19 protein-coding genes and 1 pseudogene are annotated in these 21,238 nt (G+C 63.0%); 8 read left to right on the top strand and 12 right to left on the bottom strand.

All coding sequences use genetic code 11. From position 1 onward, the window contains the following. Positions 1–169: 169 nt before the first annotated feature. The 4 genes from PHO31112_RS10575 to tauA form a co-directional block, all read right to left on the bottom strand. A complete protein-coding gene (locus PHO31112_RS10575; protein WP_150620470.1) occupies positions 170–1,573 on the bottom strand; it encodes an amino acid permease in 1,404 nt (467 codons plus the stop codon). 270 nt (positions 1,574–1,843) lie between these two features. Next, positions 1,844–2,785, bottom strand: coding sequence for an ABC transporter permease subunit (locus tag PHO31112_RS10570; RefSeq protein WP_425495178.1), 942 nt, complete (start codon positions 2,783–2,785; stop codon positions 1,844–1,846). 26 nt (positions 2,786–2,811) lie between these two features. Beyond that, positions 2,812–3,636 (bottom strand): taurine ABC transporter ATP-binding protein, encoded by an 825-nt coding sequence (locus PHO31112_RS10565; protein WP_150620469.1) that lies wholly within the window; start codon positions 3,634–3,636, stop codon positions 2,812–2,814. A gap of 80 nt (positions 3,637–3,716) precedes the next feature. Further along, the gene (gene tauA, locus PHO31112_RS10560) at positions 3,717–4,775 is read right to left on the bottom strand and encodes a taurine ABC transporter substrate-binding protein (RefSeq protein WP_150620468.1); all 1,059 of its coding nucleotides are present in this window, start codon (positions 4,773–4,775) and stop codon (positions 3,717–3,719) included. Between the two features lie 294 nt (positions 4,776–5,069). On the opposite strand from tauA, the gene pdxR reads away from it, so the two are divergent. After that, entirely contained in the window at positions 5,070–6,608 is a 1,539-nt protein-coding gene (pdxR, locus tag PHO31112_RS10555; protein ID WP_150620467.1) for a MocR-like pyridoxine biosynthesis transcription factor PdxR, read from the top strand. Positions 6,609–6,614: 6 nt separating this feature from the next. Here pdxR and PHO31112_RS10550 read toward each other — a convergent pair whose 3' ends face one another. Beyond that, positions 6,615–7,238 (bottom strand): transposase, encoded by a 624-nt coding sequence (locus tag PHO31112_RS10550; protein WP_150620466.1) that lies wholly within the window; start codon positions 7,236–7,238, stop codon positions 6,615–6,617. A gap of 75 nt (positions 7,239–7,313) precedes the next feature. Continuing rightward, positions 7,314–7,526 carry a hypothetical protein gene (locus PHO31112_RS10545; RefSeq protein ID WP_150620465.1) on the bottom strand — a complete coding sequence of 71 codons (213 nt, stop codon included), beginning with the start codon at positions 7,524–7,526 and terminating at the stop codon, positions 7,314–7,316. A gap of 262 nt (positions 7,527–7,788) precedes the next feature. Here PHO31112_RS10545 and PHO31112_RS10540 point away from each other — a divergent pair, with 262 nt between their 5' ends. Next, positions 7,789–9,072 (top strand): NEL-type E3 ubiquitin ligase domain-containing protein, encoded by a 1,284-nt coding sequence (locus PHO31112_RS10540; RefSeq protein ID WP_150620464.1) that lies wholly within the window; start codon positions 7,789–7,791, stop codon positions 9,070–9,072. Positions 9,073–9,181: 109 nt separating this feature from the next. Here the strand turns inward: PHO31112_RS10540 and PHO31112_RS10535 are convergent. Further along, positions 9,182–9,325, bottom strand: a pseudogene (locus PHO31112_RS10535) (IS5/IS1182 family transposase); the annotation flags it as partial. A gap of 71 nt (positions 9,326–9,396) precedes the next feature. Next, a complete protein-coding gene (locus PHO31112_RS10530) occupies positions 9,397–10,026 on the bottom strand; it encodes a glutathione S-transferase family protein (protein ID WP_150620463.1) in 630 nt (209 codons plus the stop codon). 261 nt (positions 10,027–10,287) lie between these two features. Between PHO31112_RS10530 and PHO31112_RS10525 the strand changes: the two genes are divergently transcribed. Then, positions 10,288–10,683 (top strand): lysozyme inhibitor LprI family protein, encoded by a 396-nt coding sequence (locus PHO31112_RS10525; protein WP_174995675.1) that lies wholly within the window; start codon positions 10,288–10,290, stop codon positions 10,681–10,683. Between the two features lie 75 nt (positions 10,684–10,758). Here PHO31112_RS10525 and PHO31112_RS10520 read toward each other — a convergent pair whose 3' ends face one another. From PHO31112_RS10520 to PHO31112_RS10510, 3 genes are all read right to left on the bottom strand, one after another. Next, complete coding sequence (locus PHO31112_RS10520) at positions 10,759–11,562, bottom strand: hypothetical protein (RefSeq protein ID WP_150620461.1); 804 nt, start codon at positions 11,560–11,562, stop codon at positions 10,759–10,761. 80 nt (positions 11,563–11,642) lie between these two features. Beyond that, entirely contained in the window at positions 11,643–12,275 is a 633-nt protein-coding gene (locus PHO31112_RS10515) for a class I SAM-dependent methyltransferase (protein ID WP_150620460.1), read from the bottom strand. 132 nt (positions 12,276–12,407) lie between these two features. After that, the gene (locus PHO31112_RS10510; RefSeq protein WP_150620459.1) at positions 12,408–13,349 is read right to left on the bottom strand and encodes a LysR family transcriptional regulator; all 942 of its coding nucleotides are present in this window, start codon (positions 13,347–13,349) and stop codon (positions 12,408–12,410) included. A gap of 109 nt (positions 13,350–13,458) precedes the next feature. Here PHO31112_RS10510 and PHO31112_RS10505 point away from each other — a divergent pair, with 109 nt between their 5' ends. Beyond that, positions 13,459–14,970, top strand: coding sequence for a CoA-acylating methylmalonate-semialdehyde dehydrogenase (locus PHO31112_RS10505; protein ID WP_150620458.1), 1,512 nt, complete (start codon positions 13,459–13,461; stop codon positions 14,968–14,970). Between the two features lie 109 nt (positions 14,971–15,079). Here the strand turns inward: PHO31112_RS10505 and PHO31112_RS10500 are convergent, their stop codons facing one another. Beyond that, on the bottom strand, positions 15,080–16,360 hold the full coding sequence (locus PHO31112_RS10500) for an MORN repeat-containing protein (RefSeq protein WP_150620457.1): 1,281 nt from the start codon (positions 16,358–16,360) through the stop codon (positions 15,080–15,082). A 292-nt stretch (positions 16,361–16,652) separates the two neighbouring features. Here PHO31112_RS10500 and PHO31112_RS10495 point away from each other — a divergent pair, with 292 nt between their 5' ends. The 4 genes from PHO31112_RS10495 (at position 16,653) to PHO31112_RS10480 (ending at position 21,135) form a co-directional block, all read left to right on the top strand. Then, entirely contained in the window at positions 16,653–17,513 is an 861-nt protein-coding gene (locus PHO31112_RS10495; RefSeq protein WP_150620456.1) for a MurR/RpiR family transcriptional regulator, read from the top strand. Positions 17,514–17,558: 45 nt separating this feature from the next. Next, the gene (locus PHO31112_RS10490; RefSeq protein ID WP_150620455.1) at positions 17,559–18,821 is read left to right on the top strand and encodes a diaminopropionate ammonia-lyase; all 1,263 of its coding nucleotides are present in this window, start codon (positions 17,559–17,561) and stop codon (positions 18,819–18,821) included. 21 nt (positions 18,822–18,842) lie between these two features. Further along, positions 18,843–20,108 carry a M20 family metallo-hydrolase gene (locus PHO31112_RS10485; RefSeq protein WP_246178015.1) on the top strand — a complete coding sequence of 422 codons (1,266 nt, stop codon included), beginning with the start codon at positions 18,843–18,845 and terminating at the stop codon, positions 20,106–20,108. An 88-nt stretch (positions 20,109–20,196) separates the two neighbouring features. Then, positions 20,197–21,135: an N-carbamoyl-D-amino-acid hydrolase gene (locus PHO31112_RS10480; RefSeq protein WP_150620454.1), complete on the top strand. Its 939-nt coding sequence runs from the start codon at positions 20,197–20,199 to the stop codon at positions 21,133–21,135. Positions 21,136–21,238 lie beyond the last annotated feature (103 nt).

Below are 21,238 nucleotides of genomic sequence, written 5' to 3'. Positions count from 1 at the left end.
ACCGCCGCTTTGTGATGGTGCCAGCGCAAAGCAGCACCGCCGCAGCGTTTTCGCACCGTTCGGCAGGGCTCGCTGGCACTACATTTTTATGGTGTGTGGTGCCACATGCCGCAAAAGAAAATGGCTGGCGGCAGAGTGTCTGCCGCCGGCCATCATCTGGACGCCCGTATTAGATTTCGAAGCCCGGATCGGGCGAGCGCAGCTTGCGCCAGATCGAACGCACGGTGAAGGCAACGAGCAGCATCGTCAGGCTGGCGATACCCAGCGCGAGCGGCGTGCGCTGGTCCGGAATGAAGGCCATTGCGGCGACGATGGACAGCATGCCGATAATCGCGATCCAGGTGAGGTACGGATACCCCCACATCCGAACCTTGAGCTTGCCCGGCGCCTCGCGTTCCAGCCGTTTGCGCAACTTCAATTGCGAGAACGCGATCAGCACGTACACGAAGATCGCCACCGTGCCGTAAGAATTCACGAGGAAGGCAAACACCGTGTCGGGCGAGACGTAGGACATCACCACGGCGACATAGCCGAACACCGTACCGACGAGAATCGCGCGAACCGGCACGCCATGCGCGTTGAGCGTAGCAAGCGAGCGTGGCGCGTCGCCACGGCGCGTGAGCGCGAAGAGCATGCGTGACGAGGCGTACAGGCCCGAGTTCAGCGCCGAGAGCACGGCTGTGAGCACGACCGCATTCATGATGTGCGCGGCCGCCGGGATGCGCATGGCTTCGAGCGCGCTCACATACGGCGTGGCCATACCGGCCGAGTTCCAGGGCACGAGCATCACCACCAGCAGGATCGAGCCGATGTAGAAGAACAGCACCCGTCCGATGACCGAATTGGTCGCGCGTGCCACCGCTTGCTGAGGTTCGGCGGCTTCGGCGGCGGCAATCGTCACGATCTCCGCCCCGAAGTAAAAGCCGGTGGCCGCGACGGCGCCGGCCATCACGGGGCCGATGCCGTTGGGCATGAAGCCGCCACGCGAGAGCAGATTGCCGGTACTCGCCATCGCGCCAGGCCACAGACCGGACACGAAGAGTGCACCGAGGAACAGGAACACGACGATGGCCGCGACCTTGATCGACGCAAACCAGAATTCGAACTCGCCATATGACGCTACCGACACCAGATTGGTCAGTGTGAGCACCACAAGCAACGCGAGGCTGATGGCCCACGCGGGAATGTCCGGCAGCCAGAACTGAATCAGGTTGGCACCCGCCACGGCTTCCACCGCGACCACGATCACCCAGAAATACCAGTACATCCAGCCCGTCAGAAAGCCAGCTAGCTCGCCGCCCACCGGCTTGTCGTTCCACGCCAGCCGTGCGTATTCGTAGAACGATCCGACGGCGGGCAGCGCACACGCCATCTCGCCGAGCATGCGCATGACGAGCACCACGAGCGCACCGGTAATGAGGAATGACAGCACCGCCGCCGGGCCAGCGGCGTGCACGACTACGCCGCTGCCGACGAAGAGTCCGGCGCCGATCACGCCACCCAGCGCAATCATGCTCATGTGCCGTTGCTTGAGGCTCGATTGCAGACGCGCGCCGTTGTCACGATGGGTCATGACGACCTCCCGTGAGATGGCACGCGATCGGTACGGCGTTAGGGGAGAGACGAGGGGAACGGGGAGAAAGAACGAACCGGGGGGAAACGGCTACAGCGGCTACAGCGACAACAGCAACAAAATGCCGCTCGCGGGCAAGACGCCCGCTCTGCAATGTCTCGACTGCCACACAACCTCCTGAATGCCTTGTTTGACGGCAGGTGCGGCGGGGGAGCCGCCCTGCGTTTTTTTGTCATGACCAACGGACCTGCTCTGCCATGGCCTGCTTTGTCAGACCTTGCCTTTCCAGGGCACGAGCACACGCTCCAGATAGCGCATGATCAGATCGAAGCCGAAGGCGAAGAAGCCGATCACGATGATCCCCATAATCACGATGTCCGACGCGAGGAACTCTGCCGCGTTGAGCACCATGAAACCGAGCCCGCTCGATGCCGCGACCATTTCGGCGGCGACCAGCGTGGTCCAGCCCACACCGATGCCGATACGCATGCCGGTGAAGATCTCTGGCAGCGCCGACTTCACGATCACGTGCATGACGATCTGGCGCGGCGAGGCGCCCATCGAATACGCGGCGTGAATCTGTTCCATCGAGACCGAGCGCACACCCGCACGCGCCGCGATGGCGAGCGGGGCGAAGATCGCCAGATAAATCAGGAACACTTTCGAGAACTCGCCGATGCCGAACCAGATGATGACGAGCGGCAAATAGGCCAGCGGGGGCAGAGGACGGTAGAACTCGATGGGCGGATCGAACACGCCACGCGCCACGCGCGACACGCCCATCAGAATGCCGACCGGGATCGCCGTGACGCACGCCAGCGCGAAGGCCCCGAACACGCGATACAGACTCGCGAGGGTGTGTTGCCACAGCGTCGAGCCTGCGAATCCCTCGGTCATGACTTGCGTGAATTTCTCGACAATGGCGCGCGGTCCCGGCAGGAACAGCGGCTTGATCATGCCCGACGAGGTAATGGCAACCCACAGCAGCAACAGCACGATCACCGTCACGATGCTGATCGCGAGGCTGGGGCCCTGGCCAGGGGCGCCGAACGATTCTCCTGCCTTGACTGGGCGTGGCGCGAACATGCGGGCGAACCAGCCGCGCCGGCGTGGCGTGCGGGGCGTACTGGGCGGCATGGCGGGGCGTTGCACGCCGCTGCCGGGCGCCGCGCCGGTGGATGGGGCGTGGGGAGTGGTGACGGGTTTGGTCATCATGATGGCAACGTCTCCTGCGTCGGTCAGGCGGCGACCGCGCGGGTGCCGGACGTCGCCGTCTGGCCTGCACGTTCGTCGCCATAGATGATGCCGAGCACGGTTTCTCGCATGGCGATGAAATCGGGGCTCGACTTGATCGCGCGCGCATCGCGGCATTCGAGATAGCGCTGATTGAAGTCGAGTTCGTAGGTGTGTGTGATACGGCCGGGACGCGGTGACATCACGATCAGACGGCTCGCGAGAAACAGCGCTTCCTCCACGCTGTGCGTGATGAAGAAGATCATCTTGCCGGTCTCGCGCCATACGTCGAGCAGCAGTTCCTGAATGGTCTCCCGCGTGAGTGCGTCCAGGGCGGCCATCGGCTCGTCCATGAGCAACATCGATGGGTTGCAGGTGAGCGCGCGTGCAATGCCCACCCGTTGCTGCATGCCGCCCGAGAGCTGGTAAATCATGTGGTTGTGAAAATCTTGCAGGCCGACGAGCGCGAGATTGCGTGCCGCGCGGGCGCGCCGTTCCGTCTTGGGGATGCCTTGCAGCTTCAACCCGAATTCGGTGTTCTCCATCACGTTGAGCCACGGCAGCAGCGCATGCTTCTGGAACACCACGCCGCGGTCGGCGCCGGGGCCTTCGATGGGGGCGTCGCCCAGCAGCAATTCGCCGGAAGTGGGCGCGATGAAGCCGGCCATCAGACTGAGCAGCGTGGTCTTGCCGCAACCCGAGGCGCCCAGCGCCACCACGAAATCGCCGGGGGCGATGCTCAGATCGACGTGAGCGAGCGCCTGCACCTGCTCGCCGGGACGCCGGCCGGGATAGACGACGCTGACGTCGTTGACGATGAGTTGTTCCATGAAGCCCTTCTCCTGTCGATCCAGCGATCGGGGAGGGGCGGTCGCACCAGTGACATCCGGCGTGGCCGCCCCGGCACGGCTTACTTCAATTTGAGTGCGGCGTCGACGTAGCGCGACGTGACGTACGGTGTGTAGTCGGTCTTGACGGCGTTGATCTTCTGCTGGCTCTTGAGGAACTCGGCCGTGTCCTTGAGGGCCTTGGCCGCGCGGCTGTCCTTGCCGCCGCCCAACCAATCGCCGGAGGCCTGTTGCTGCGCCGACGGATAGGCGTAGAGCGAGAGCGCGCCGGGAACGTCTTCCGGCTTGCCGCCGATCATCTTCACGATGGCCTTGACCTGCGGCGAACCGGCGGACCATGCGGCCTGATTCTGGCGATACGCGGCGTCCGCGTCGGCAATCACCTTGACGAATTTCGCCATGAAGTCGGCGTTTGCTTCGCCCCATTTGCGGTCGACGGCGATACCGTCAAACGTCGGTTTGCCCTGCTTCGACAACTCGCCGGACGTGATCAGCACATGGCCGCTTTGCTTGATTTGCGCGAGCGCCGGGTCCCACACATAGGCCGCATCGATGTCGCCGCGCTCCCATGCCGCCACGATCTGGTTCGGTTGCATGTTGAGCACCGTCACCTCGCTCGGCTTGATGTTCCACTGTTGCAGCGCAAACATCGTGTGGTAGTGCGTGGTCGAGACGAACGGCACGCCGATCTTCTTGCCCTTCAGGTCGGCCGGCGCCTTGATGTTCGACGCGTTGCGCACCACCATCGCTTCGGCCTGGTTGATGTCGTCGAGAATCCAGAACAGTTGCAAGTCCAGCCCTTGTGAGACGGCCGCCGCCATGGGGCTGGAGCCGAGCACGCCGATCTTGATGTCGCCCGAAGCCAGGGCCGTTGCGACCTTGGCGCCGGATTCGAACTGACGCCAGTGAATCTTGTAACCGGTGGCTTTCTCGAACTCGCCGCCGGCAATCGCGACCAGCCACGGATCGACGATCTGCTGGTACGCAATCGTCACCTCTTTTTCCTGCGCCTGTGCCGTGGCCGGCAGCGTCAATCCGAGCGTCAGGGCGGCGGGTAGCGCGGCGGCGGCCAGCGCGGTGGCAGCGAACACCCGTCGCAGCCGGTTCGGAAGTCCATTCATGGTTCACCTCTGATCGGGAAGTTATCGGTGGAACACTCGGTTGACGCAACGGTGGTGACGAATCGGCGTCAAGTGACTGCATCATTGCTGCCCGTATTTTTGTTCGTTAGAGCCAGTTGGCCGTATTTGATGATGCCAACTGGTCCAGATGGCGAGAAATCGGCTCGTAAGCCGCATGGATGCTGGAATTCGACCGGATTCCGCGCGACTGCGGATAAACCCGAATTCGGAATTAACGTCACCTTCTCATGAGTAATAATTGACGTTCTGGAAGTGACATGAAGAGAGGGCGCGATGTCGAGCCGGATTTCTGCGGCGATGTGGAACCAGTTGTTTTTGATGTCGGCGCGCGCTGGCATGGGGTTGCAGAGCCAGATTCGCCAGATGCTGGTGTCGGCGATTCTGGACGAGCGGTTGATGCGCGGTGCTGCCGTGCCTTCGTCGCGCGAGTTGGCCGAAGGGCTTGGCGTGGCGCGCAACACGGTGGTGCTGGCCTATCAGCAACTGGTCGACGAGGGATATCTGATCGCACGCGAGCGGCGCGGATACTTCGTCAACGGCGACATCCTCGCGCCGCGCGTCGGGTCGCAGAGCGCGCCCGTACGCGCCCCAGCGCCGGTGCCGGCGGCTGGCACCATCGCGCCACTCGCCCCGTCGACCCCGGACTGGGAAGGCCGCTACGTGGTGCGCCCATCGGGGCAGCGCAACATCGTGAAGCCCATCGACTGGCAGCAGTACCAGTACCCGTTCATCTACGGTCAGTTCGATCCGACGATGTTCCCGACGGCCGACTGGCGCGAGTGCTGCCATAAGGCGCTCACCGTCATGGAGATTCGTGACTGGGCACCGGACATGATCGCCCGCGACGACGAGACGCTCATCCAGCAGATCCGCACTCGCGTGCTGCCACGACGTGGCGTGTGGGCCGACGCCGACGAGATCGTACTCACCAACGGCGCACAACAGGCGCTCTATCTGCTGGCGGATTTGCTCGTCGGGGCGCGCACGACGGTGGGGATCGAAGATCCCGGCTATCCGGATGCGCGCAACATCTTCGCGATGCGAACGCCAAAGCTGGTCGGCCTGCCTGTCGACGAACATGGGGTGCCCGTCGACGACCGGCTGTCGCAATGCGACTACGTGTACGTCACCCCCTCGCATCAGTGTCCGACGACCACCACGATGCCGCTCGCCCATCGCGAAGCGTTGCTGCGTCGCGCAGAAGCCGAGGACTTCGTGCTCATCGAAGACGATTACGAGAGCGAGAACAGCTATTCGGACATCCCGATTCCGGCGCTCAAGAGCCTGGATCGCAGCGACCGGGTGATCTATATCGGGAGTTTGTCCAAATCGTTTGCGCCCGGCTTACGGCTGGGGTACATCGTCGCGCCTGCGGCGTTGGTGGCCGAGTTGCGTGCGCTGCGGCGTTTGATGATTCGCCATCCTTCGGCGTTCATTCAGCGCTCGTTCTCGATGTTCCTCGCGCTGGGCCATCACGACGCGTTGCTGCGCCGGCTGGCGGACACCTACGCCCATCGCGCAGAAGTGCTGAGTGTGGCGCTCGCCACGCATATGCCGGAAGTGTCGTTCGTGCAGGTGAAGGGCGGGGCGTCGTGCTGGGTGCGGGGGCCGGAGACGCTGAACGCGAACGTGCTGGCGACGCGCGCGAAGTCGCGCGGCATTCTGATCGAGCCGGGCGACGTGTTCTTCATGGGCGATGCGCCGCCGCGCAACATGTTCCGGCTGGGCTTTTCCTCGATACGGCTCGAGCATATCGAGGCGGGCATTATTGCGCTGGCCGAGGTGTTGCGCGAGACGTTGGCGGCGGACTAAGAGACTCTAACAAAATGAATTTTGAAGATTGCGCCAGCAGATGATGCAGCAGGCGATTTTCATAAAGGCTTCGTGAACGATGGCAAGGCGCACGAAGCGAACGCGCAAGCGCCTGAAGTTGTGTAGCCAGGCGAAGGTGCGCTCGCCGACCCATCGGGTTTTGCCGAGGCCGCTGCCATGTGGCTCGCCGCGACGCGCAATTTCGGTGGCGATGCCAGCGGCGTGAAGCGGTTTGCGGTACTTGTCGTGGTCGTAGCCGCGATCGGTGGGGGTGGGGCCTGTTTTTGACCCGACCTCACGGATGGACGAGGAATCGACGACGACACGCGACCAATCGATGCGCTCGGCCGCACGCAATTTGGCTAACAGCACTTCGTGCAGATGCTCCCAAACACCGGCATGCTGCCACGCGTGCAACCGTCGCCAGCAGCTCATCCCGGAGCCGCAGCCCATTTCCTTGGGCAGCATCTCCCAGGGAATACCGGACTGCAGCACGAAGAGGATGCCGGTGAGCACTGCCCGATCGTCCAGCGTCTTGCGCCCGGGATGGCGGAAGCGCTGGGGGTTGGGCGGTGGCAGCAGGGGTTCAATGAGCGCCCACAGATCGTCGTCGAGTATTGGCTCGGCCATGTCCTTTGCGTGGGAAAAACAACGCAAAAGCTAACAAAAATCGCTGGAAGTTAACAGCCCTATAACTTCATTTTGTTAGAGCTTATAAGTGAACAGCGGTTCGGTGGCAGGCATTTGAAGTTGCCGATAGTAGCTTGCCTCAGCTTCGGCGGGCGGGATATAGCCGAGGGGTTCCATCAGCCGGTGGTAATCGCGAAGCTGCGCGGCATGGTGCCGATAGCCCGACGGGGCAATCCGCAAGACCTTGCAGATCGGCTCGACCCGGAACATGTCGCGATGCTGATCCACAAAGACTTTCAGGCTTGGTTTGCTTGCTCATAGGCTCCATCTCCTGGCAGAGACGTACACGACTTCCAGCGTGGTGGCGCCCCGATGCTCGTTTTTTGATAGCCGCCCATGCGGTTCATCCTCCAACATTCGCCTATCCAACGGATGATGGCTGTACGCTGGCATCCCGTCGCACAAGCGAAGCTGGCTGCTGACAACGTAGAAACGATGCCAGAGCGACCTGCTTCAAGCAGAGCAGAACCGTTGGGAAACCTCAGCGGCGATGCTGCGCTCCACTGTCATTCCACCCATGATGCCGATCACGCACACCGGATCACCTTCGCTAGCTCAGCTGTTAAACGCGACGCCCTGCTCGCCCCGGCAAGTCAATGAAGCGAAAAGGCTGGTGCTTGAGTATATGGGCCAACGCGACGATCCGGGTCATGAACGGCGCTGCACGGCGTTATTAGCCGCACTTGCCTGGACCCATCGCCAGTTCGGCCAGACGGGCGGTGCCGACATCAAGTCGGTGTGCCGGGACCTGACGCAGCACCTAGCGCGCTCGTGCCGCGAAGGTGTAGACGCTGAGGCATTGGTTGACGCTCTCGTAAGCCTTTGCTCGGAAAATTCGCGCGGTAGCCACTCCACCGAACCCTCACCCGCGTATGTTCAGCTCGCTCGTGATGTACTCGCCACGTTGGAGACTCAAGTTGACGCGAGCAAGCTCCTAAGCGAACTGATCGGGAACATGCCTGAGCGGCAAGAGGGGCAAGGCAGTGGCGTCGACGAGCTCTACCGGTCTGCCTTATGCGCATGGGTAGCCCTTATGCCGCCGGGGTGGGCTATGAATTACCGAGCGCGTGTGAAGGACCTCATCCTCAACATGGCAGATGGCAAACTGGATTTGCGTGGATTAAGGTTGGAAAGCCTGCCGGAATTGCCCGCGGGTCTCACGGCGCTTAACGTAAGCGGCAATGGATTGACTGAGCTGCCAGCCTTGCCCTCTGGCCTTAAGACGCTTGATGTAAGCGTCAATAAACTCACCCACCTGCCGGAATTACCCACGGGCCTCAAGAGCCTTGACGTAAGCACCAACCGGTTGACGGTGCTACCGGCCTTGCCTCCGAGGCTCGAGATACTTGACGTCACTGCCAACCACCTCGTCGAACTGCCGGAATTGCCCTCCCGCATCAGGATGCTCCACGTCAGTGATAACCAACTGCGTCGGCTCCCGGCCCTGCCCGCCGCTCTCACAGAGCTCGCCGCGTATCGCAACCAGTTGACCGAGCTGCCGCCCTTGCCTGCGGGACTCGCTTACCTCAGCGTGTATGAAAACCGCCTGCGCTGGCTGCCGGAATTGCCTGCGGGCCTCACAATGCTTGACGTCCGTAACAATCAGTTGGTCCACCTGCCGCCAAGCGCATTGAGCATGCGGCACAAGGGACTGGTCTATGTCGATGGCAACCCGTTGTCGCCTGACTTCCTGCAGGGGCTGCGTGAGACCACGTCTGCGCTGGGGTACAGCGGGCCTCGGATCTACTTCTCCATGGCTGCTCCCGACAAGTAGCGTGTCCGCTTCACGAAGCGATTCGGGACTGATTCAGCAATGAAGAGCAAGCCCAGGTGGTCCAGTGGCAAGCGCACAGCGAGGAGGTAAGCTGCGCTGACCGGTTGAATCTGCCTTTGTCGTGGTCGTAACCGCGATCGGCCTGCACGATGACGCGCTTTGACAGAGGCCGCCCGCGCTTGCCACGGATGCGCGGAATGGCCTCGATCAGAGGCAGTCGTTGGGTGACGTCGATGCGATCGGCTGCACGAAGCGCAGCCGGTTAACGGCCCCCGACACTCATCTTGTTCGAGCTTTTATAAGCAGAACCCGCCGCAGGTGCCGTCAGGGCGTTCCGTTGCGCCCATAGCGACGAAAGCCTTCCCTGGACGACAGACGTTCGTAATAGGTCGCGACCGCGTCGAGCGGGGGATGCTCGATGGGCGTGACGAACCAGCGATGCACGGCCAGACCGATGGCGATGTCCGCGAGCGTGAACCGGTCGCCACAGACGAACGCTTGTGTGGACTGCAATTGCTGATCGAGCACTTGCATGAGTTCACGCCATCGCACCACACTGGCGGCAATCCTGTGGGTGTCGTCGTAGCCGGGGGCCTGGCGAACAAGCGCCTTGAACGGGTACACCCATGCCGGGTTCAGGTCCGAGGCTTGCCAATCGATCCACTGATCGACACGCGCGCGCTCACGCGGCGCAATCGGGTAAAGATCGGCGCGTTCGCGCGTGGCGGCGAGGTAACGCAGGATGCTGTTGGATTCCCACATGACGAAGCCGTCGTCGTCGATCACCGGCACCATCTTGTTCGGGTTGAGGGCAACGAACGCTGGGGCGTCGAGCTTGCGCGACGCATCGCCGTCTCCCCAGGGCACATTGTCGAATGGGATGCCGAGTTCATGACACAACCACAACACCTTGCGAACATTGATGGACGACGGTCTGCCGAGGATGCTGAGCATGAGGAGCCTTTATCGGTTGGAAAGGGACGGACGGCTCCATCTTAGTGACGACAGCGGCACGGGAATAGATACAGATTCGCGACCTTCCGGGCATAGCAGTTCGCGCGGCGGCGGCCGACCGAAGTCGCCTCGCCGTTGTGCGCCCGCGAGGTACGTCTTATGCCGGCATGGCGTAAGTGCGGCAGTTTTGCAAAGCCCGGCAATACCGGGGCGGCTAGGATGTGGCACTTTCCTATGTGCATCCGACTTCCGGGAGACTGTATGCAAGCCATTCGATGGGGTGCGGCGCTGGCCGTTTTGACGTTCAATGCGGCCGCGCAGGCGGCTTCGCCCTGCGACAATCCGACGGACCAGACGACGATGAATCAGTGCGCCGGCAAGGCGCTCGCGGCATCGGACAAGCAGCTCAATGACGTCTATCGGTCGCTCAATCAGAAGGTCAGCCCCGAAGGCAAGGTGGCGTTGCAGCGATCGCAGCGTGCCTGGATTGCCTGGCGCGACGCCCAGTGTGCATTCGAGACGATTGGCACGGCTGGTGGCAGCGTGCATGCGGCAATGTATGCGTCCTGTGTCGACGAATTGACACAGGCGCAGACCAAGCGGCTGAGCGCCGTGAATACGTGTCAGGAAGGCGACGTGTCTTGCATTCACCGGTAATCGGACGTCGCTCGACACCAGTGTTGCCATAGCGCGCGCCGGAACACCGAACGGCATGCCCGCTACGCCGTTCCGTCAGGGCTTCGCAGCCTCGGGACCGGAATTCTCCGGCGCAGCAAAGCGGCTTTGCACGGCGGCCAATTGATCGTCGGTGGTGGCCACTAGCCACAAGCGTGCTTGCTCCACGACGTGGCGATTGTGGTCCTTCAACGGCCCCATCGCGGCGGCGGCTTTCCAGACCACCGGCCCGATTTTGCTTTTCCTGCCGGACGGCGCGCCCACGAGCAGGCAGTGCGGACCCAGCGGAAACGATACGAGGGGGAGGGCGGGGCTGGGGAGCGCGCGCCAGTCGATGAAAGGCGCGTCGCCGATGAGCAGCGGTGTGGGCAGGCCGTAAAGCACACTGAAATCGTATAGCGCCAGTTGCGCCCGCATGCCCACATAGACGCGCCGGATATCGTCCACGACCGCCGCGCGGATTTCATCCTCGAACATCGGCTCTTGCGCGTAGCGGGCAAGGGCCTCACGGGCGGCTCCCTGATAAGCGCTGAACAGTCCCAGTTCCAGGCAATCGGCAACGGCCCGCTGAACTTCGGCGACTGATCCCGCTTCCTCCGGCTTGCCCAACTGCGCGGCTTTCAGAAAACGGGCAAGCCCCGCTTCCTGAATCGCGGGGCCATCCACGGACGGATCGTCGACAGCGTTCTCGCCCAGGGGCACGTACACATAATCTTCGGCCGCAAAGTGCGACTTCTTGCCTTCGTCGAACTTGATTTCGCCATCGACGCAATCCAGATAGCGAGTGCCGATTCGGCCATGCTCCCAAACCCAGTTTTTCAGGAACGGGCGTAGCGGATGCAGCGTGTCGTGAGTAGCCATGCAAATCTCCAAGGTGCCCGGTATCGTGCCAACCGGTCACTTGTTCGGGTGGGGGCGTGGCGACGAAATCCGTCGTCGGTTCAGATGGCCGGTTTGCGCCACACGCTCGCGAGCCAGGGCTGCTGCTCCCGCGGCAAGCCGTCGGGGCGGTAATAGTGTTCGAGTTCGACGAAGCCGGCATTCGTCATATATCGACGCCATGATTCCAGATCATGGAACGTGCCGTAGCGGCCGTGATGCCAGCCTTCCTGATTTGCGCCGCGCGGGTTGGAACTGAATAGCACCCCACCGGGCTTGAGCGTTGCGTGCAATTGCCGCAGCACGCGCGGCAGATCCTGACTCGGGACATGGAATAGCACGGCGTTGGCGAAAATGCCGTCAAAGCGTGCGTCCGGTAAATCGAGGTGCAGAAAGTCCTGATGCCAGACCTCGCAACCGGTTGCGTCGAGCGCCATTGCGACGAAGCGTTCGGCGCCGTCGAGACCGATTGTGTGATGTCCCAGTGCCGTGAACGCCTTGAGATCTCTGCCGGGGCCACATCCAAAATCGAGAATCGTGAAAGGCGGCGTTACGTCGATATGACGTAACAGCGCCGCAATGTTCTGCGTGACGTCATGATCGCGCGTGCCTTCCCGGAAGTCTTCGGCATTGGCGTTGTAGTGCTGCAACGTCCCGGTACTGATTTGCTCGAGATCGCGAGGGGTGAGTTTCATGGGGACACCCAAATCTTGCCGGGCTTTACTGGATAGGTGGATGGATGTCGAACTTAGCCGTCAGTATGCCACCGAAGGCTTCGTCGAATCGTTCGGCGCCGCTAACGCCTACGTCGCGCAGGATCGCGACACCTAGCAGGGAAATCCGTCGGTAAACGCGCCGCGCAGATAATCGACGAAAAATTTGACGGCTCGTGGCACATGGGAGGCATACGGGCGCACCACATAGATTCTCTCGGCGAATGCGCCGACCGGACGCCATTCGGGCAACAGCACGATCAGCTTGCCGGCGCGAACGGCAGCCTGTGCCGTGAAATCGGGCAGCAGCGCGATACCCAGATCGTCCAGCGCGGCATCGCGCAGTGCTTCGCTGTTGTTCGCCGCCACCGGGCCACTGATATTTACCGTGACAGGGCTCGCGGCCGATTTGCGGCTCGTATTCGGTTCAAACGACCACGTGTTCGCCGATTGCGCTCGCGGATAGGAGAGACAATCGTGCGCCGTCAGATCCCAGGGCGAGGCGGGCGTGCCGCGACGCTTCAAATACGCGCGCGTGGCGACGATGAGCGAACGTGTGTCGCACAGCTTCCAGGCCACGTGGGTCTCGGGCGCGTTCGTACTGTGCCGGATGGCGAGATCGAAGCCCTCCGTGGCGATCGAACTCAATCTGTCCGACAGGTCGAGCTGCACGCGAACCTCGGGGTGCGCGCGCAGGAACTGCGACAGTCTTGGAATCACCTGCTGCCGCCCGAGCGCCACCGGTATCGTGACGCGAATCAATCCTCTCGCCACGCCGGCCTGATCCCTCACATTCGAAAAACTGGTCGCGATGTGTTCGTACTGGCCTCGTGTGTCGTCGACGAGTTGTTGTCCCGCCTCCGTAAAACGGACACTGCGCGTGGTGCGCTGCACAAGCGACACGCCTGCGGCGCGCTCCAGTTCCGCGATGCGCTGACTCATCGCCGCTTTGCTCACGCCCAGACGGGCTGCGGCCGCTGTAAAGCTGCCCTGTTCGGCGAGCACCGTCAGCCAGTGAAGGTGCGTCCAGAGGCCTTCAATTTTTTCCGGATCCATCAATCGATTGTTCGCCAATGTAAACAATGAATTCAATGATACCGCCTATGCGTCGACCCCGGCGATTCATACACTGCTGGCATCGTTCATCCATTCATGAGGAGTCGAAATGCAAGCGTTCAACGATACCGCCGACGTGGTTCACTACATACAGGGCCAACGCGTGAAGGGGAACAGCGAGCGGACTCAGCCGGTTTTCAACCCGGCGACCGGCGCCAGCGCGCGTCGATTGGTGCTGGGGGAGACGTCTGACGTCGATGCGGCCGTGGCCAGCGCCAAGACGGCGTTCCCGGCATGGAGCGACACACCGCCCATTCGCCGCGCACGCGTCATGCTGAAGTTCCTCGAATTGATGAACAAGCATCGCGACGAACTCGCCGCGATCATCACCGCCGAGCACGGCAAGGTGTTTTCGGACGCGCAGGGCGAAGTCTCCCGTGGTATCGACGTGATCGAATTCGCCTGTGGCATTCCGCAATTGCTCAAGGGCGACTATACCGAGCAGGTGTCGACCGGTATCGATAACTGGACGACGCGTCAGGCGCTTGGCGTTGTTGCCGGCATTACGCCGTTCAACTTCCCGTGCATGGTGCCTTGCTGGATGTTCCCGGTGGCCATTGCCGCAGGCAACGCCTTCGTCCTGAAGCCGAGCGAGCGCGACCCGTCGGCATCGCTGTTCATGGCCGATCTGCTCAAGCAAGCGGGCTTGCCGGATGGCATTTTCAACGTGGTGCAGGGCGACAAGGTGGTTGTCGATGCGTTGCTCACGCATCCGGACGTCAAGGCGATCAGCTTCGTCGGTTCGACTCCGATTGCCAACTACATCTACGAGACCGGCGCGAAGCACGGCAAGCGCGTGCAGGCACTGGGCGGCGCGAAGAACCACATGGTCGTGATGCCCGACGCGGATCTCGATCAGGCCATCGACGCACTCGTCGGCGCGGGCTACGGTTCGGCCGGCGAGCGCTGCATGGCCATTTCGGTGGCGGTGCTGGTCGGCGACGTTGCCGACAAGATCATGGATCGTCTGGCAGAGCGCGCACGCACGCTGGTCATCAAGAACGGCATGGAGCCGGACGCCGAGATGGGGCCGATCGTGACCCGGCAATCGCTCGAGCGTATCGAGCGCTATATCGCGCTGGGGGTGGAAGAGGGCGCCAAGCTAGTGGTCGACGGCCGCGGACTGAAAGTGCCGGGCCATGAAGCGGGTTTCTTCACCGGCGGCACGTTGTTCGACCATGTCACACCGGAAATGCGCATCTACAAGGAAGAGATCTTCGGCCCGGTGCTCGCATGCGTGCGCGTGAAGGACTTCACCGAAGCGGTCGATCTGATCAACGCGCACGAGTTCGGCAACGGGGTGGCGTGCTACACCCGAGACGGCCACGTCGCGCGTGAGTTCGGCCGCCGTATCGAAGTGGGTATGGTTGGCATCAATGTGCCGATTCCCGTACCGATGGCATGGCATGGCTTCGGTGGCTGGAAGCGCAGCTTGTTCGGTGACATGCATGCCTATGGCGAAGAAGGCGTGCGCTTCTACACCAAGCAGAAGTCGATTATGCAGCGCTGGCCGGAGAGCACCGAAAAGGGCGCCGAGTTTGCGATGCCGACGGCGAAGTAAATCGCAGGTACAGTGTTGGATTGCCGTTCCTGGGCGGTGCAACGGGTTATCCCGTTGCACCGCTTTGTTCGTGGCATGTCGCGGTGGGTGTGAGGGCGCGTGGCTGGCTTCACAAAAGCACGCACTGCCCCGTAAAGCGAATGCCGCTCCAGGTGATGTTGAGGGGGCGAGCCGGGTCTTTGCAGATGAGCGTTTGCAAGGTGCCGAACCGGTCGGCGTGCAGCGACAACTGTTCACCCGGCGATAGCCCGTAGAAGCCCGAGTAGTTCTTTTCGCATCGCGCCGAGTCGTCGGCCGCATTATTGGCGCTCACGCACCACGCGACATTGACGGCATAGCCGCAGGTATTCCTGACACCTGTCTCGACTTCGTACCAGCCGACATAACCCTTGGCTCCCCGTGGGATTCGCACTTGTTCGACGCAGCCTGTGATGGGATCGGTCGTCTTGCGTCCCGCGCTTGCCGCATTGCCGCCAGCGCTTGCGCCGTAGTTGCCCGACGGCGTGACCGGCAGCGGCATGGCCGACGGTGGCGCGGCCGTCCCCGAGGTGGCTTGCAGCGCCGTGGCGACAGCCTGATATTGTGCGGCGTTGCGTCCGCCGCCGCTTGCGACACCTTGCGCCGCTGCGCCCAGTAGACCCGCGACGAAGGACAGTACGCCGGGGCCGTCGTCGGATGACGTGGCGCTTGTGCGTACCCCGTTGGCATAGGTGGCGATGAGTGTGCCGTCAGCACGGGTGTCGGTGCCGTCGTAGATCTTGCCTTTGACAAACCGACCCGCACGCACGGAACCATCGGATGCAAAGGTGATGACGCCGGGGCCGTCGAACGTGTTGTTGAGCCACCGACCGCGGTAGGCGTTGCCGTTGGGTTCGCGTTGGTCGCCCTGACCGCTCAGGGCGCCGTCGACAACGTCGCCTTCATACCGCTTCCCGTTAGCCCATACGTAGATGCCTTTCCCGGTGCGTTTGCCTGCGATGAAATCGCCCTCGTAGGTATCGCCGTTGACCCAGAAGAGTTTCCCCTTGCCGGTGCGTTCGTCGTTGACGAAGGGGCCTTCGTAGCGATTGCCGCTTGCCCATGTGTAGGTGCCGACGCCGGTTCGTTTGCCTTTGCTCAGTTCACCTTCCAGACGCTGATCGAATACGCCGTCCTTGAACCACTCCTGCACGCCCGGCCCATCGGCGTAGCCATTTTTGCAGGGGCCGCTCCACGTCGAGGTCCAGGTGATGCCGGTGTTGCTCGGATCGTTCGACCAGACTTTGCAGTCTTTGTTGGCGACCGTGATCCAGCCCTCGGCATGCGCCGAGGCGCTGCCCAGCAGGCCGTATACGCCTGCCGTACCGAGCGCGAGCATCGCGCCGCGCCGGAGGTTTCGCCCGTGAGCCATGACTTTCTCCCCAATCCTTCATGTGCGACTGTTCGCCCAGGACGATATCGAATGATCGCGCTGCCCCGCATCCTCCATTTGGGGGATGTTTTCGTCACAAACGGACGATCGCCCGCGAAATACTATTTTTTTCTCTTTGACACTTTATTTTCGTTTACATAATTTACTGAAACATAAGTTCCAAGAATGCCATGCTGTTGAAACGTGCGATGCAAACGGCACGGTCAATGGCAGCATGCTGGAACCCGCAACTTTGTGCCCGCCGGCAACGGACGGGCGACTGGAAAACACCATGAACGGCACGCTTCAAGACCGGATCCTGCAACTGCAAGACGATTTCACGCCCAGCGAGAAGCGTCTGGCGGATGTGACCCTGGCCCACTTGCCGCAGTTGGCCTCGTATTCCGCCACCGAGCTGGCCGAGATGGCCGAGGTCTCGAAGGCTTCGGCGGCACGCTTCTTCAAGCGTCTTGGCTATGAGACGTTCAATGACCTGCGCACCCGCATGCGCGACGACGCCGATCACGGCTCACCCCTCTTCGCCCTGGCGGGCATTACGGCACCGCAGGCCGAAGACGACGCCCCGGAAGGCGCGCTCGGCGCGCATCTGGCGACCGATCTGCAGAATCTGGCGCACACCTTTGAGCGTATCGACGCGGCCGATATCGAGCGAGCTGTGGAAATCGGCGCCCGTGCGCGGCGTGTCTTCATCGCGGGTTTCCGCAACGGCCGGGTGCTCGCGCAATACATGTGGGCATTGCTCACTCAGGTGCGCGACGGCGTGTTGCTCGTGCCGGGCGCGGGCCTGAACCTGGCGGAAGACCTGGCCGACATGGGCGCCGGCGACATGCTCGTCATGATGGACTTCCGTCGCCGCGTGACGCTGCTGCGTCCGATGGTCGAGCACGCCAACCGCGTGGGCGCACACGTCGTGATTCTGACCGATCCGACCGCGACTGAACTGCCGGCGCGTAGCGACGTCGTGCTGCGCTGTGTGAATCGCACGACCGGCATGTTCGATTCGTATGTCGCCGTCATGAGCCTGATCAACCACCTTTGCACGCGTCTGGGCATCGCCCTGGGCGACGCGGCGCGCGAGCGCCTCGCTCACATCGAGCGTCTGCACGACGACTACGGCGACTTGCGCCGTTAGCCGGTAGTTCACCGACAGATCCATCCAGAGAAACGAGGAGATTGTATGACCCACCCCCTTCCCAATCTGCGCCTGCAGCGCTTCGTGAACCCGGCCGTCGAGCCCGGTGCACCGTATGGCGAAGCGCGCCGCGCGATTCTGGGCGGAGACGCGTTTGCCACGGCATCGCGTGAAATTACGCGCTGGCCCGGCTACGCCGAGACGCCGCTCGTGGCGCTCGACGGGTTGGCACGTACCGCTGGCGTGGCACAGATCCGGTACAAGGACGAGGCCGGCCGGTTCGGTTTGGGAAGCTTCAAGGCGCTGGGGGGCGCATACGCCGTGAGCCGTCTGCTGATCCGCGAGATCGAGGCGCGCACCGGGAAGAAGGGCATCACCGTGGCAGACCTGCTGTCGGGACGCTTTGCCGATCTGACCCGCACGCTGTGCGTCACTTGCGCCACCGATGGCAATCACGGCCGTTCGGTGGCCTGGGGGGCGCAACGCTTCGGTTGCCAGTGCGTGATCTACGTTCACGCGACGGTCAGTCAGGGCCGCGTCGACGCCATTGCGCACTACGGCGCCGAGGTTGTGCGCACGGCGGGCAACTATGACGATGCCGTGCGTCAGGCGGCGGAAGATGCGGCTCGTCTGGGCCGCTTCGTGGTGTCCGATACGTCATACCCCGGCTACATGGACGTGCCCAAGGACGTGATGCAGGGCTACGCCGTGATGGCCGACGAAGCGCTGCGTCAGTTCCGCGACGAAACGGGACAATTGCCGACGCACGTCTTCCTGCAAGGGGGGGTGGGCGGCTTGGCGGCTGCCGTGCTGGCCCATTTCTGGGAAACGCTCGAAGCTGGCGGCGAATCGCGTCCGCGCTTCATCGTGGTCGAGCCGGACAAGGCGGCGTGCCTCTTCGAGAGCGCACGCGCCGGCAAGCCGGTGGCCGTCCATGGCGATCTCGACACCGTGATGGCCGGGCTGGCGTGCGGCGAAGTGTCGTTGCTCGCCTGGGAAATTCTGCGTCCGGGTGCGCACGCCTTCCTGACCATCGATGACGAGTCGGCATTGGAGACCATGCGCATCCTCGCGCAGGGCCGTTTCGGCGACGCCCCGATGGTGGCGGGCGAGTCTGCCGTGGCGGGTCTTGCGGGTTGTCTTGGCGCCGCAGCCGATGCGCGGTCGCGGGCCGAACTCGGTCTCGACGCCGCGAGCCGCGTGCTGGTCTTCGGCAGCGAAGGCGCGACCGACCCGGTGCTGTTCGAGACGATCGTCGGCAAATCCGCCGAAGCCGTGACAGCGGCCGCCGTCAAACAAGCCGCCTGACTACCGGAGCCGGAACGCACCATGAGCATGCTTTTCTCTGCCACTTCCTCAGACGGCGCGATGTCGGACCCGCGCATCGACTTGCCGCGCCTGCTTGCCCGCATCGCTGCGCTGGCGGAAGTTGGCGCGATCGATGGCGGGGGTTGCAGCCGTCTGGCGCTCACCGACGACGATGGCGAGGGCCGCAAGCGCGTCGTCGGCTGGATGCGCGACCTCGGGCTGACGGTGAGTGTGGACGCCATCGGTAACGTCGTGGGCGTACGTGCCGGTCGCGAAGACGGTCCGCCGGTGATGACGGGGTCGCACATCGATACCGTACGCACGGGCGGTCGTTACGATGGCAACCTCGGCGTACTCGCCGGACTGGAGGTCATCGCCGCACTCAACGACGCTGGCATTGTCACGCGCCGTCCGCTCGCGGTGGGCTTCTTTACGAACGAGGAGGGCGCGCGCTTCTCGCCCGACATGATGGGCAGCCTGGTCTATGTGGGCGGTATGCCGTTGGACGACGCGCTCGACACCGTGGGAATCGATGGCACCACCGTGAGCGAGAACCTCACCCGCATCGGCTTCGCCGGCCAGCATCCGGTTGGCAAACCCGATGTGCACGCGTTCGTCGAGCTGCACGTCGAACAGGGGCCGGTGCTGGAGCACGAGGGCATCACGATTGGCGCCGTGACGGGGGTGCAGGGCATTCACTGGACCGAATTCACGGTCGAGGGAGTGTCGAACCACGCGGGCACCACGCCGATGCGCATGCGTCACGACGCCGGCTACGCGGCCTACGCCATCGCCAGCTTCGCTCGCGAAGTCGCGCGTGAGCTGGGCGGCGCGCAGTTGGCGACCGTGGGACATGTGTCCGTCTCGCCGAACCTCATCAACGTGATTCCGAACCGCGCGGTCTTCACCGTCGACCTGCGCAATACCGATGCCGAGGTGCTCGCCGAAGCCGTGCGTCGCGTTTTTGCGAAGGCCGATGCGGTGGCCGAGACCGAGGGTGTACGCATCACGCATCGCTCGCTGGCGGACTTCGCGCCGGTGCAGTTCGACGAGCGCATCGTCGCGCGTGTCGAATCGCTGGCGCGGGCGCGAGGGCATTCGGTGCGTCGCATGCCGAGTGGCGCGGGCCACGACGCGCAGATGCTTGCCCGCGTCTGCCCGGCCGGCATGATTTTCGTGCCGAGTGTAAAGGGTCTCTCGCACAACGTGGCCGAGTTCACCCAAGACGCCGATATTGGCGCCGGGGCCAATCTGCTGCTCGCGATCATGACCGAGCTCGCAGCGTAGTTCACGCAATTGTCTTGCAGTCCCCCTGAAGGAGGCGCCCGGAATACCGGCCGCTCAGGGGTTCGAGATTCATCAAGGAGATAACGAAATGTCCCGTATCGTCAACGTCGCCGCCGCGCAGCTCGGACCGATCCAGCGCGCTGATTCCCGAGCCGACGTGATGGAGCGTCTGCTCGCTCATCTGCACAATGCGCACGCGATGGGCTGCCACCTTGTGGTCTTCCCCGAGCTTGCGCTCACGACGTTCTTCCCGCGCTGGTACATGGAAGACCCGGCCGAGATCGACGCATTCTACGAGCGCGAGATGCCCGGCCCGCAGACGCAGGTGCTGTTCGACACGGCCAAACGTCTGGGTATCGGCTTCTACCTCGGGTATGCCGAGATGACGCTCGACGACGCCGGTCGTGCGCGGCGCTTCAACACCTCGATCCTGGTGGGCGCCGACGGCAACATCATCGGCAAGTACCGCAAGGTGCATCTGCCGGGCCACGCTGAGAACGAGCCGTGGCGCGCGTTCCAGCATCTGGAAAAGCACTACTTCGAGCCGGGCGACTCGTTCGACGTCTGGCGCGGCTTCGGCGGCGTGATGGGCATGGCGCTGTGCAACGACCGTCGCTGGTCGGAGACCTACCGCGTGATGGGGTTGCAGGGCGTCGAGATGATCCTGCTTGGCTACAACACGCCCGTGCACAACCCGCCGGCGCCGGAGCACGACGACCTGTCGATGTTCCACAATCAGTTGGTGATGCAGGCCGGGGCGTACCAGAACGGTACGTGGGTGGTCGGTGTTGCGAAGGCGGGCAAGGAAGAAGGCTGCGAGATGATCGGCGGGAGCTGCATCATCGCCCCGTCGGGGGAAGTGGTGGCGGCGTGCTCGACCAAGGGCGACGAACTCGCCATCGCACGCTGCGATCTCGACCTGTGCAACTCGTACAAGAGCACTACGTTCAATTTCGCGAAGCACCGCCGCCCGGAGGCGTACCGCATGATCGTCGAGCGGCGCGGTGCTGTAGCGCCGGAGGCTTGATGCCGCCGGCATGCAAGGCGTGAGGCGCGAAAGCGTCTGACGAGGGGGCGCGCGGCAGGCAACGCGACGCTTCCAGATTTCCCCAACCCCATAACAGGCATGC

Origin of the sequence: Pandoraea horticolens (genome assembly GCF_902459555.1) — a bacterium.
Lineage (GTDB): Bacteria > Pseudomonadota > Gammaproteobacteria > Burkholderiales > Burkholderiaceae > Pandoraea > Pandoraea horticolens.
The sequence above is the reverse complement of the archived record's forward strand: the minus strand, read 5'-3'. Positions and strand labels throughout refer to the sequence as shown.